Here is a 12,037-nt window from a genome sequence, read left to right on the forward strand (position 1 = left end):
TTTATAAGAAAATTACTAAATCCAACTTTCCCTCTCATTATTATTTTGTTTTCTACCTAGGTAGTTTCCTGTATTTAGGCTATAGTAGGGGAAGCTTATAAGTCGCTTTTTACTAATTAATGTGCATTAAGGTTTTTAAGTAATCTTGATTTAGGAGCACAAATAGTAGGAAATGATAGCTGAATTTGTATAACTCTGATAAAGTTAGATAAAATGAGATGACCCTGATTTTTGAAATTCTTCTTTGCTAATATTTAGTTCTCGAACCCAACGGATATAGCCGCACGTAAGCCTAAGCAAATTATAATTTTCTTACTTAAAAAGCAGAACCTAATATCCGGGCCAAAGTAAGGTTACTTATAAGTATCTTCATTATCAAGGGTTTTAATTACCGGATTAAGGCAAATAAGATTTTCTTGTACTTGCTTATGCGAGATATAGCTTTAAAAAATTAATGATGATTAGCGTAATTATCCCTACTTACAACGAAAGCGAGCACATTGAAAAAACTATTAAAGTCATTTTCGCTAATGGTAACAGGAAAGATATTACTGAAGTTATAGTGGTAGATGGGGGCAGCACCGATGCAACCGTGCAAAAAGCAACCGCAGCGGGGGCCAGAGTAATAATGAGTAATAAGAAAGGTAGAGCTGTTCAGTTAAATTATGCTGCAACTTTGGCTACTGGCTCTATTTTTTACTTTTTACATGCCGATACCCTTCCGCCCCCTAATTTTACTACTAATATTATTCATTCTGTTCAGGCAGGTAATGGCAGCGGGTGTTTTTTGTTGCGTTTTGATCTTAATAACTGGTTTTTACAAGCCAATTGCTGGTTTACCCGTTTTGCTCCCACCTTTTTTCGGTTCGGCGACCAAAGCTTATTTGTAACGAAAGAAAATTTTGCTAAAGCCGGCGGTTATAACGAAGAATACCGCGTATTAGAAGACCAGGAAATTATTAAACGCCTGAAAAAAACCGGAAAATTTGTAATCATCAAAAAGCCGGTTTTAACCTCAGCTCGTAAGTATGTAAGCCATGGTATTTATAAAACCCAAGGAATATTCTACCTGATTTATGCCTTGTACCGCTTAGGATTTTCGCAAAACAGATTAGTTAGTACGTACAAGAAACTGATTCCGGAAGAAAAAATCTGAATAATTGCCTATATAATTGTATGAAACCCAACGATGATAATGCCAGATTACCCGTGGATCAACGGCCCTTTCGCGTGCTAATAATTTCGGGTTCGGATAGGCGCCAGTATAATTGCCCCGGCGTAGATAGTAAATCCAGGGCCTTAATGTTGCAAATGGCGGATATGCTGCCACCCGAATGGGAAATAGATTACGAAGATTTAGGCAACGTGTATGGTCGGGCCCGGATTCAAAGCTGCAATGCCTGCGTATCTACCTCTATGGCTTTATGCGTTTGGCCGTGTAATTGTTACGAAAAAAACAGCTCCTCGGAACCGGATTTACTTTGGGATGTAGATCTGTACGCGCGCCTGGATATGGCAGATGCCTGGGCGATTATTGGTCCGATAAACTGGTATGGCCCTACCAGCAATCTAAAATTAATGTTCGACCGATTGGTGTGCATGAATGGCGGCAACCCAGACGAAAACACCATCGACCACAAAGATCCGGAAAAAGCCATGGAATTAGAACACCAGGAAAAATGGCAGTCCATGAGCCAGAACCATTTGGAAGGCCGTACGGCCGCTTTTTTCTGTTACGGCGATGAAGGTGGGGATGAAATGGACAAAACCGGCCGCCCGAAAATACTACGCCACAAACAATATTTTGATCCGCAAGCCGAGCCTTATGCGCACGAACGCGATGCTTATGCCCCCTTAGTCTGGCAATGCCGGTACGGCGGTGTGGAAGTACCGGATAATTTATGGGTACATTGCACCAGTGGTAAAGGACGGAAGTACAGCGATAACCAAGCCGAAGACATGATTCAGGAACAGGAATTTATGGCTACTTTCAACCAATGGGTACAGGAATTTACTTTATTTGTAGCCGAAAAAGGGAAAGTACCGCCTAACCAATACCGCGCTTACGGCTACGAAAGACCTAATAATTTACTAAAAGAACTAAAAACCGGTATCAGAGCCTGGAAATTACGTTTTGGTTTAGAGCCGGAAAATTCTTCTAACCAGGTGCAAAAAGAACTCGGAATAAATGACGACACTACTTTAAATCCTAAAAAAAGTGAAGGCGAAAAATTAAGAAATAAGTAAATCTTATTACTGCCTTAAACTACTTTAACGCCTTATTATTTTATCAGCGATAAGTTATAGGAAATTCCCAACCGGAAACCTTGGTTGTATTCAAAAATAGATTTTCCTGAAATGGGTTCTGCTCCGGCATGCTGGGTTATTTGATACAGGTAATTTAATTCTACCTGAAAATCATCGGTAAACTGGTAACCTAAACCGCCTGATAAACGGTTCTGATTAAAAATATTGCGGCCAACATTTTTACCAAAACCTATGAACAACTCATCAAAAAAATTCAGATACCATTCCTGGCCTTCAATCGAACGACCTTGTAAGGGTATTAATAAAGCTATTTGGTAACGAATGCGGTTCTGGTATTCCCAACTTTGTACCGATTTGCCCTTGTTTTCCGCTAATTGCCCAATCCAGCGTTGTTCCAACCGAAACCGGTGAGTAATTGGCAAATAACCAATAGTATCATACAATTGAATATCCTGATGAAAACGGCGCTCCGGGTAAGGTTCACCGGTATCTGCCGCCGGAAAATCGCCAAACGGATATGTAATAAAGGAAGTATACCCCGTTCCCAATTTTACCTGGGGGAGCAGGCGATACGAAAAACCGACCCGGGCCAACGATTGCTGCCACGATTTAATAAAATGTACCCGGCGCCATTGGTACTCGGTATGCAAGGCCCAACGCTTCCCTAACGAATGGTCTCCCTCGTAAACGTACCAGCCCAATTGATTTTTATCATTTATCCGGTCCTGACTAAAACCCTTAACCGTTAAAAAAATTAAAAGGCTGCCGAAAAGTAGTTTATAGCCCAAAACACGAATAGTTATATAGAATACCTGAGTTATTAGCTCTCAACAAAATTTTGTATTAGTAATACGACAACCGTAAATAAAGTAAACATGATGCTCTAATTAATTCGCTGCAATGTTAAGAATGATTAAAAATCTTGTGGGTGGCTGCCAGGCTTACCTTTTCAGAAAAATAAGAATACTACTTTATAGCCACTAAACTACGGCTCTGCTATAAAACTCAATTAAATTTTATAGGGAAGTATTCTAGCTTTTGCCGTATAAAATAGAAAAGTAAAGCTGTTGTGTTTCAGACAAAAAATCAGCTTCCTTATTTTCCCAAGTAAACCTTAAACCATGGCAGCAACTACCGTAAATCCACAAAGCCTAACTAATTCTTTTTATAAATTGGAAGGTATCCAAGACCTGGACCCGTTGTTGGAAAGAATTGGCGAGGCTAAGTTCGTGTTGCTCGGGGAAGCTTCTCATGGAACCCACGAATATTATACCTGGCGGGCAGAAATATCGAAGAGGCTCATTCAGGAAAAAAATTTTTCATGTATTGCCGTAGAAGGCGATTGGCCAGATTGTTTTGAAATAAACCGTTGGATAAAAGCTTATCCGGGTACTCCAAACACCATTCTGGAAGTTTTAAATAATTTTAATCGTTGGCCTACCTGGATGTGGGCCAACTGGGAAATAAGCGCCTTGGCGCAGTGGATGCGAAATTACAACGACCAACTTGCTCCGGAAAAGAAAATTGGGTTTTATGGTTTAGATGTTTACAGTTTGTGGGAGTCTATGAGAATTATTGTGGATTATCTGGAAAAAGAAGATCCGGAAGCGGCCTCGTATGCCAGAAAAGCCATAGACTGTTTTGAGCCTTACGGCGAAGAAGACGCATACGCTGCCCGCTTGGGTTCTATTAAAAAAACCTGCCGCGAAGAGGTGTTACGTTTATTGTTAGAAGTAAAAGAAAAAGCCCCCCAGTACGACCATGCTCCCGAAGCCGGTTTAAATGCCGAAATTAATGCCTTGGTAGCAGCCAACGGCGAAAAATATTATAGAACTATGGCTTCTTTTGGTGGCAATTCCTGGAATGTACGCGACCAACACATGGTAGAAACCCTGAATACCATTCTCAATTACCTTGGGGCAGATGCTAAAGTAATAGTGTGGGAGCACAACACCCACATTGGCGATGCACGTGCTACCGACATGGTCGACGATGGTGACATTAACGTGGGGCAACTAATACGGGAACAGCATCGGGCCGAAGAAGTAGTATTGGTAGGGTTTGGATCGTACGAAGGTACTGTAATTGCCGGCCGGGGTTGGGATGCGCCAATGCAAAAAATGCTGGTTCCGCCTGCCATTAAAGGTAGCGTTGAAGAAAAACTACATGCGCTTTCACCAGAAAACAAGCTTTTACTATTTAATAAAAACCCGGGATCGATAGAGTTATTTAAGGGCTGGCTTGGACATCGGGCGATTGGGGTAGTGTATAACCCAGACCGGGAAAGAGGAAATTACGTTCCAACTAAATTAACGGAGCGCTACGATGCTTTCTTGTACCTAGATAAAACGCGAGCTTTGCATCCTTTGCATTTAAAGCCACAAGGCCATTTAACGCCGGAAACTTTTCCTTTCGGGATGTAATCAATTATTGCTTTACTGGGATGAGTTTTAGGTAGAGTTGTTAAACTATGTTTTAAATTTTACTAAAACCGAAAATTAATTCTTAACCACTAAATTGCTTGTCTGTAAAATGGGCTTTTTATTTAAATACACCTTCCAGGTATCCGCCCGTTAATTATCCGTTAATCTACGGCTGTAACCTAAAATGCTTTAATGGGTAACTAAACTAATGAAAATTATATTTCCAAAATTTGACAAGTTAGGCATGCCTTTGCTAGGTTTAGCCGCGGCTACTTTCTTTATAATTGAAACCAAAAAACAACTCCGGAAACGTACCCGTCCCAAAACAGAACGCATAATAGAGAATGGCGCGGTAGCCGCTGTTGCACTGCCGGCTTTGCGCTTATTGTTGCTGCCAGGAATGTATGCTGCTGCCAGGCTGGCCCAAAAGAAAAATTTTGGTTTACTTAATTGGTTGCCATTACCCAAATGGCTGCGTTATGCAGCGGGCTTCTTGCTACTCGATTACACCAATTATTTCTGGCATGTGTTGCTGCACCAATCCAATTTATTGTGGCGCTTTCATAACATCCATCACATGGACCTGGATATGGATCTTTCCACTGCCTGGCGATTTCACATCGGGGAAAATATTTTCTCTTTACCTTACCGGAGTGCGGCGGCGGCACTATTAGGGGTACCCGGTTCCTTGGTTTTGTTTTATGAAGTAATTTTTGAAGGTTGCACGGCCTTTCATCATTCCAACATACGGCTACCCTACGAAGCAGAACGCCGCCTAAACTGGGTGCTGGTAACTCCCCGGATGCACGGCATTCATCATTCTATTGTGGCCAGAGAAACCAATAGCAATTTCTCGGTAATATTTTCGTGGTGGGACCGCCTGCATCAATCACTCCGGTTAAACGTGCCCCAAAATGAAATTACTATCGGTGTGCCGGCTTACCGCGACCCAAAAGAACAATCGCCTAAACAGCTCTTTCTACTGCCTTTTACCCAACAGCGTCCCTGGCATTTACCCGATGGCACCGTGCCTGAGCGAGAAGAACTGTACCCACCTCACCACTTATGCCCTTAAAAAAAGTAAATACAATACTCTTTTTATAACCAGAAGTAAATAAAAGGACACACGTATAAAAATAGTAGATATTATATCCAAATAGTAAAAAGCTATAAGTTGTGCTTAGAGTTAGTGTAGGCGCTCTAAGCACTTTATGAGCAATCAATCTCTGATTGGCGAAAAAAAGTATGTGAGTAAACACTCATTAGATATTAGCGTTTTTAAAAAGGATATAAACTGCTCACGCGAACTCTACTCATAACTGCTTTTCTATGGTCGGCAGTTGATACTGTTTGTTATAACAAGCGCTAATTACTCGGATTTATCTAAGGTTAAAAAAAGATTATTCAGTGCCTCGGCGTACAAAGGATGAGCTAAAATCATTTCTTTCAGAATTGTATAATTTACTTTTCCGACCATAGCCATTTGCAACAACGACATTATTTCGCCCCCCTCCTGCCCTACTACCGTAGCGCCTAAAATCTGACCGTTATTGCTGTCTATTATAGCTTTTATTAAACCGCGCGTATCACCTGTTTCAATGGCGCGGGCAACCTGGCTCATGGGCAGCTTTGCTACTTTAAAATTTAATTTTTTCTTTCGAGCATCCGATTCTGATAATCCTACCCGGCCTACTTGCGGATCGGTAAACATGCAGTAAGGAACCAGGCGGTTAGTGGTTGTTTCTTCTTTATTCTCCAATAAATTATGGTACAAGATAACGTAATCATTATAGGAGATGTGGGTAAATTTTGCTTCACCGGTTATATCGCCTAAAGCATAAATATGAGGAGTGGTGGTTTCGAGCTTATTATTTACTTCTATATACCCTTTGGCAGTAGTTTTTACCCCAGCGGCTTGCAGGTTTAAGGTATCCGTATTAGGAGTTCGGCCGGCGGCTAATAAAATATGCGAGCAGGTTATTTCGGTTTCCTGACTTGCTATGTTTACAGTTAAAGAAATTTGTTCTTTATTTTTAACTACTTTACTGGTTTTTGCCTGCGTATAAATCTGAATACCTTCGTCCTGCAAAAACGTTTGTACTTCAGCGGCTATATCTTCGTCTTCGTGGTCCAGAAAGTGATCGTTGTGGTCTAAAATAGTAACCTGACTGCCAAAACGACGGTACATTTGTCCAAACTCCAAGCCAATATAACCTCCGCCAATAATTACCAGGTGTTCCGGCAATTGTTCACTTTCCATTAGGGTGGTAGAAGTAAAGTAATCCACCTCTTGTAATCCCGGGATATCCGGCACCGCAGGGCGAGTACCCGCATCAATAAAAATTTTATCGGCAGTAATGGTTTGGGAACCACCTGTTTTTAGTTGAATAAGAATTTGTTTCTGGTTCACAAATGAAGCTTCCCCGAAAATTAAAGATAGATTAGCGGTGTTTTCCAGGCCTTTCTGGGAGCCACCGCGAAATTTTTCAACTACCTGGGTTTTTCGGGCAATTATTTTAGGCAGATTTACCTGAAAGCTATTTACCTCGATGCCCCATTTCTCTGCCTGCGCAAGGGTATTTGCTACTTTAGCCGAAGCGATCATGGTTTTAGTGGGAGTACAACCAACGTTCACGCAGGTACCGCCCACCAGGTTTTTTTCAATCAACGCCGTTTTCCAACCAGCCTGAGCCAGTTTTTTAGCGAGCGGCGTACCGCCTTGACCGGAACCAATTATAACAGCCTGATAATGTTCCATAAATTCAACAGGTTACATTTACTTTAACTACTAAGGGTAAGCTACAAATTTTATTAATAGGTAGATAAAAATTAAATAAGGCGGTGTTCCCGCATCAAAATAAATAATGCCCGTAGAATCCGGACAAGCTTAAAAAAGTAAAATTATACCGCACGTTTTCTACATCTGTTTAGATACCTACTTTTTTATTCGTCCGGGCAGCTTCGTAAATAGCCAATAAAATTCGCACATCCCGCAGCCCCATTTCGCCGGGTACCTGGGTAGGTTTGTTGTTTCGTACGCAATTAGCAAAATCATCCATTTGCCGGGCTTGTTGGTTTACTTCCTCAAAATCCATTTTCCCCTGACTTGTTTCTCCTTTAATTCCGGAATAGCTATAAGCCGGGTCTAGCCGCCACCAGCCATCCCGGGCTTCGCCGTACAAAAAGCCGGCTTCGTCGTTGTAACTGCTCACACAATCGGCAATCACGCCGCCTTCAAACTGCATTTGCCAGCTAATGGATTGCTCTACAGTTTTGAAATAATCGGGGCGGGTTTTCTCGCCGTATTTAGCAGTAATGGCAATAGGTTCTTTGCCCATAGTATACATAACTCCCTGTATACAGTAAATACCTACATCCATTAAAGGGCCACCGCCCGCTAGTTTCTGACTTAAGCGCCAATCCTCAGGTTTAACGTTAATTTTAAAACTATCGGCCGCTTTAATGCTTTTTACCGGTCCAAAAACTTCTTTCTGCCCTAGTTCCATTACCCGTTGATTATGTGGTTCAAAGTGCAGGCGGTAACCAATAGAAAGTTTTACGTTATTTTGTTTGCAGGCATCAATCATGGCCTGGCAATCTTCCACGGTGGTAGCCATAGGCTTTTCGCAGATTACGTGTTTTTTGGCCTGGGCGGCCCGCACTACAAATTCGCGGTGCAGAGCGTTAGGAGTTACTACGTATACAATGTCAATATCGGGATTATCTTTAATCTGGTCGAAGCTTTCGTAACTGTACACGTTCTTGTCCGGAATATCGTACTTGCGTTTCCATTTATCTACTTTGTCCGGTGAGCCGGTTACAATACCCGCCAAATAGCAATTATTAGTTTCCTGCAAAGCCGGAGCTAATTGTCCTTCGCTGTATTTACCAAGCCCCAGTAAGGCAATACCTAATTTCCGGCCTTGGCCATTTTGTCCGCTTGTTTCCCCGGATTGTTCTTTATTCCCGGATTTATTAGTGTTACAAGAAGTTAAAGAAAGCAACGAAAGACCGGTAGCAGTAGAGCCCAGAGTTAAGGATAAATCCTTTAAAAATTGGCGTCGGTTAAAAGGAGAAGAGAAACTAAACTTTTTCATGTGGCTGATGCGAGATATTTAGTTGGTTGTTTAGATAGAATGGATGATTAAGTAACGTTTTAAATTAAGCTAATTGATATAGAACGATACATTAAAAAGTTTCTAAAAAAAGTAAAACCTGAGTCAGTTTAAAAGGTAATACAATTCAAGATTTAACAAATAATTTTTAGCTAACTATTAAATAACTTTTTCAAAATAAAACGGTTACTACCCAACCATTCATCTTTATTGAACTATGGCAAAGAACAGGAACGAACAACAATATACCCAACCCGAATTACGGGAGAAAATTAAAGAAGAGCTGAAACAATCGCATAAAGGCGGTAAAAAAGGACAATGGTCGGCGCGTAAAAGCCAGCTACTTGCCAAGGAATACGAAGAAAAAGGCGGCGGGTACAAAGGCAAAAAAGACGAGCAGGCTAAAGCCTTGGATCAATGGACCAAGGAAGAATGGCAAACCCAGAAAGGGGAACCAAATGCCCGCCAAAAAGATAAAACCAGTCGGTATTTACCTAAAGAAGTGTGGGATAAGCTAAGTCCGGAAGAGAAAAAAGAAGCCGAACAAACCAAAGCCAAAGGCTCGAAAAAAGGGGAACAACAAGTATCTTATACCCCGGCTATTAAAATAGCACTGAAAAAAGTAAAAAGTAAAGATACCGGTATTACCAGAAAAGACCTGTTGGAAGAAGCTAAGAAATTAAATATTAAAGGCCGGACCAAAATGAAAAAACAAGAATTGGAACAGGCTATTCAAGCGCATAAATAAAGAAGTTGATTAGCATTTATAAAAAAGGGGGAAATTCGCCCAAGGTGGTGTCCTTAACACCTTATAGTAGCTGGCAGGAGACTAATTGTTGCGGAAATTATCCGATAATGGGTAAACTTCTATAAGGCGGAACAGCTTTAAAGTATTTGCCGGGCTTTAGCTTGAAAAAATTTACTAATTTAAACAGGGAGCCAGCTATCTTCTGGCTCCCTATACCTGCAAGCTGTAAGTTTAATTCCTTTTTCTGACATTATAAGCAATTAGCCTGTTACCTATTTCCGGCAACAAATGTTTTCATTACATTTCGTTTGGCTTGTTGCATATGCCTTTCGTTATGTGCAATTAAAAACTGAAAGACATCGCCTAGTTTTAATTTAACTAATTTAGTGATCGAAAGCGGAAGTTTAATCGTATCTAAATCTACGCGGCGGGCTTGTTTCAGGTAATTTAATAATTCTTCTTGTTGGTGAATAAATTCAGCTACTACAGCGTGGGCATCTAGATCTGGTGCGGGAATGTGGTTTTTAAAAGCTTTGTATTTTTTCTTTCCCGTAGTCGGCTCCATCATGCGGGTAAGATAACTTCCCACCCAGGAACCTTTAAAAATCTCCGAATGAATAGGATTACTTGCCTCTTCTAATCCATTTTTGATTTGCGGCAGGTAAAATTTACCATATCCGTTTAAATGTTCTAGACATTGAGCAATGCTCCAGCCACCATCTGGGGCAGGTTGTAAGAGAACTTCTGTCTGTTCGTTCTGAAAAGTTTTTATAGCTTCCTGAATATGACCTTCTACCCTATTTTCCAGAAACTGTAAAAGTTGTTCTTTATTTACCGTTGCCATTTTAGTTTACTGGTTTAGCTAAAACTGAATCTTTATTTTTCCATAATAGAACCACGGCGATAATAAAAAATACCGTTTCCGTTACGAGCCATTGTTTTCCGAAAGCGCCCAAAGAACCTTCAGCAAAAATGGTAACCAAGCGCGATAAGGCGTAAAAACCCCACAATAAAGTTAAAAAAGCTAATCCTTTCTTAACATCTGTTAGCAACAAGTAAATTAAACTAATAAATAAAGTTAATCCTACGCCGCCGTAAACACCCCGGATTGAACTAAAGGCGTCATTATTAGTTAGTTTCACCGCTACTAAATCCATTACATCCTGCGGATTGTAAAAAGCCATAACACTTACCATTAACAGACTTACCGCTGAAAGACCAATAAAAGCTTGCGCGGCCAATTTGGAGGTTTTTATTGTTTGCATCGTTTTAAGTTTTAAGTACAATGCAAATATGGCGGGCTGCTCGAACTTAATTATTGGTAAATACCAACATTTTCAGATCCGGATTCTATTGATCAATTTACTAAAATTGGTGGCCTCAATTCCCAGGTAATTGGCTAAATATTTATGCGGCACCAACTGCAAAATGTGCGGACTACGCTTTAATAATTGCCGGAATTTTTCTTCGGAAGTAAAGCATTGTAACTCCACTAACCTCTCTAATACCCCCGAAAGCGCCTGAGCCAAACCTTGCCGGATTATAAAGGCAATGGTAGGCTTAATAGCAATTAGCGGTAACAAATCACTGACCGGCGCCCGGAGAAAAGTGGAGGGGGTAAGCGTTTCGTAAAAATAACGTGAAGGTTGTTGCAGCAGCAAAGCATCCAGCACGCCGCCAAAGGAAGGGGCGTACGTAAATACCAACGTGGCTTCCCGGTTCTGTTCATCGAAGTAATATACCCGCTGCACGCCTTCTAATACAAAATACAAATATTTTTCGGGCTTACCAGACAGGGTAAGTACTTCTTTGCGCCGGGCAGAAAAAGGCTTCCATAAACCAGCAAAAGCTTCCCACTCCGTTTCAGGTATGGGATAAATGGCATTCATTAGTTTTTTTAACTCTAAAATTGCCTCCGGCATAAAATATACAGTTGTACTTGCTATTTACAATTATTTCAATAATTCTCTTAAAAGTTTATGGCTTTTAAGAGAATTATCTACCAACAAAAAGAAAATACTTAGCAAGAAAACAAAAAGGTAGATACCGGTAAGTATCTCCCTTTTTGTTTGGTTTTGATGGATTATAGTTTGAATTTATTTTTATGAACCGGAAAACATCTTCTTTTCCGGAAGTTACAATTTTTAGTAAGTACAAATTTGGTTGTAAGGATACAATATCTAATTCAGCTTTCTTTTCTATTAGTTTTACTACTCTTATCGTTTAACTACTAATTAAATTCTTCCAAAATGACCGGAATGGATAGGAAGAAATACAATTTTATTTTTCTTTCTAGTGCTTTTAGTAATTATAGAAAATCAAGGGCTGGTGTCGAACTCACATTAAATATTTTTCTGACTAAGCATTTACTATAGAAATAAGTACCGGAACAAAAATAAATATTTATTCGCACGGCACTGCTTTAGTGGTAAATCAACCATCCTTACCCTTCCTAAACTTAGCCGGGGAGCTTTTTCCCACTT

Annotated in this window: 11 protein-coding genes; 5 read left to right on the plus strand and 6 right to left on the minus strand. The window is 40.5% G+C overall.

Translation table 11 applies throughout. The features are described 5' to 3' along the window. Positions 1–454 precede the first annotated feature (454 nt). Both HUW48_RS15325 and HUW48_RS15330 read left to right on the plus strand, forming a co-directional pair. On the plus strand, positions 455–1,156 hold the full coding sequence (locus HUW48_RS15325) for a TIGR04283 family arsenosugar biosynthesis glycosyltransferase (RefSeq protein ID WP_246343492.1): 702 nt from the start codon (positions 455–457) through the stop codon (positions 1,154–1,156). Positions 1,157–1,176: 20 nt separating this feature from the next. Beyond that, on the plus strand, positions 1,177–2,247 hold the full coding sequence (locus HUW48_RS15330) for an NAD(P)H-dependent oxidoreductase (protein ID WP_182411779.1): 1,071 nt from the start codon (positions 1,177–1,179) through the stop codon (positions 2,245–2,247). Positions 2,248–2,282: 35 nt separating this feature from the next. On the opposite strand, the gene HUW48_RS15335 is transcribed toward HUW48_RS15330, so the two are convergent. Then, complete coding sequence (locus HUW48_RS15335; protein WP_246343493.1) at positions 2,283–3,056, minus strand: DUF2490 domain-containing protein; 774 nt, start codon at positions 3,054–3,056, stop codon at positions 2,283–2,285. A gap of 333 nt (positions 3,057–3,389) precedes the next feature. Between HUW48_RS15335 and HUW48_RS15340 the strand changes: the two genes are divergently transcribed. Together HUW48_RS15340 and HUW48_RS15345 are read left to right on the plus strand one after the other, a co-directional pair. After that, positions 3,390–4,691 (plus strand): erythromycin esterase family protein, encoded by a 1,302-nt coding sequence (locus HUW48_RS15340; protein WP_182411780.1) that lies wholly within the window; start codon positions 3,390–3,392, stop codon positions 4,689–4,691. Between the two features lie 208 nt (positions 4,692–4,899). Further along, on the plus strand, positions 4,900–5,766 hold the full coding sequence (locus HUW48_RS15345; RefSeq protein ID WP_182411781.1) for a sterol desaturase family protein: 867 nt from the start codon (positions 4,900–4,902) through the stop codon (positions 5,764–5,766). A gap of 294 nt (positions 5,767–6,060) precedes the next feature. Here the strand turns inward: HUW48_RS15345 and HUW48_RS15350 are convergent, their stop codons facing one another. Further along, positions 6,061–7,449, minus strand: coding sequence for a mercuric reductase (locus HUW48_RS15350; protein ID WP_182411782.1), 1,389 nt, complete (start codon positions 7,447–7,449; stop codon positions 6,061–6,063). A 169-nt stretch (positions 7,450–7,618) separates the two neighbouring features. Next, complete coding sequence (locus HUW48_RS15355) at positions 7,619–8,788, minus strand: Gfo/Idh/MocA family protein (protein WP_182411783.1); 1,170 nt, start codon at positions 8,786–8,788, stop codon at positions 7,619–7,621. A 235-nt stretch (positions 8,789–9,023) separates the two neighbouring features. Here HUW48_RS15355 and HUW48_RS15360 point away from each other — a divergent pair, with 235 nt between their 5' ends. Continuing rightward, positions 9,024–9,554, plus strand: coding sequence for a DUF5872 domain-containing protein (locus HUW48_RS15360; RefSeq protein WP_182411784.1), 531 nt, complete (start codon positions 9,024–9,026; stop codon positions 9,552–9,554). A 268-nt stretch (positions 9,555–9,822) separates the two neighbouring features. On the opposite strand, the gene HUW48_RS15365 is transcribed toward HUW48_RS15360, so the two are convergent. The 3 genes from HUW48_RS15365 to HUW48_RS15375 all read right to left on the minus strand — a co-directional run bounded on the left by HUW48_RS15365 (position 9,823) and on the right by HUW48_RS15375 (position 11,443). Then, positions 9,823–10,398, minus strand: a complete 576-nt coding sequence (locus tag HUW48_RS15365) for a DinB family protein (RefSeq protein ID WP_182411785.1) — start codon at positions 10,396–10,398, stop codon at positions 9,823–9,825. Position 10,399: 1 nt separating this feature from the next. Next, on the minus strand, positions 10,400–10,819 hold the full coding sequence (locus tag HUW48_RS15370; RefSeq protein ID WP_182411786.1) for a DUF4345 domain-containing protein: 420 nt from the start codon (positions 10,817–10,819) through the stop codon (positions 10,400–10,402). 72 nt (positions 10,820–10,891) lie between these two features. Beyond that, positions 10,892–11,443 (minus strand): Crp/Fnr family transcriptional regulator, encoded by a 552-nt coding sequence (locus HUW48_RS15375; protein WP_246343494.1) that lies wholly within the window; start codon positions 11,441–11,443, stop codon positions 10,892–10,894. Positions 11,444–12,037: the final 594 nt, after the last annotated feature.

The organism is Adhaeribacter radiodurans, from assembly GCF_014075995.1.
Lineage (GTDB): Bacteria > Bacteroidota > Bacteroidia > Cytophagales > Hymenobacteraceae > Adhaeribacter > Adhaeribacter radiodurans.

Excerpts from the sequence above, each read along its gene's own strand:
- HUW48_RS15350 (WP_182411782.1), bottom strand. The coding sequence starts at position 7,449 with ATGGAACATTATCAGGCTGTTATAATTGGTTCCGGTCAAGGCGGTACG.
- HUW48_RS15340 (WP_182411780.1), top strand. The coding sequence starts at position 3,390 with ATGGCAGCAACTACCGTAAATCCACAAAGCCTAACTAATTCTTTTTAT.
- HUW48_RS15325 (WP_246343492.1), top strand. The coding sequence starts at position 455 with ATGATGATTAGCGTAATTATCCCTACTTACAACGAAAGCGAGCACATT.
- HUW48_RS15355 (WP_182411783.1), bottom strand. The coding sequence starts at position 8,788 with ATGAAAAAGTTTAGTTTCTCTTCTCCTTTTAACCGACGCCAATTTTTA.
- HUW48_RS15365 (WP_182411785.1), bottom strand. The coding sequence starts at position 10,398 with ATGGCAACGGTAAATAAAGAACAACTTTTACAGTTTCTGGAAAATAGG.
- HUW48_RS15330 (WP_182411779.1), top strand. The coding sequence starts at position 1,177 with ATGAAACCCAACGATGATAATGCCAGATTACCCGTGGATCAACGGCCC.
- HUW48_RS15370 (WP_182411786.1), bottom strand. The coding sequence starts at position 10,819 with ATGCAAACAATAAAAACCTCCAAATTGGCCGCGCAAGCTTTTATTGGT.
- HUW48_RS15345 (WP_182411781.1), top strand. The coding sequence starts at position 4,900 with ATGAAAATTATATTTCCAAAATTTGACAAGTTAGGCATGCCTTTGCTA.
- HUW48_RS15375 (WP_246343494.1), bottom strand. The coding sequence starts at position 11,443 with ATGAATGCCATTTATCCCATACCTGAAACGGAGTGGGAAGCTTTTGCT.
- HUW48_RS15360 (WP_182411784.1), top strand. The coding sequence starts at position 9,024 with ATGGCAAAGAACAGGAACGAACAACAATATACCCAACCCGAATTACGG.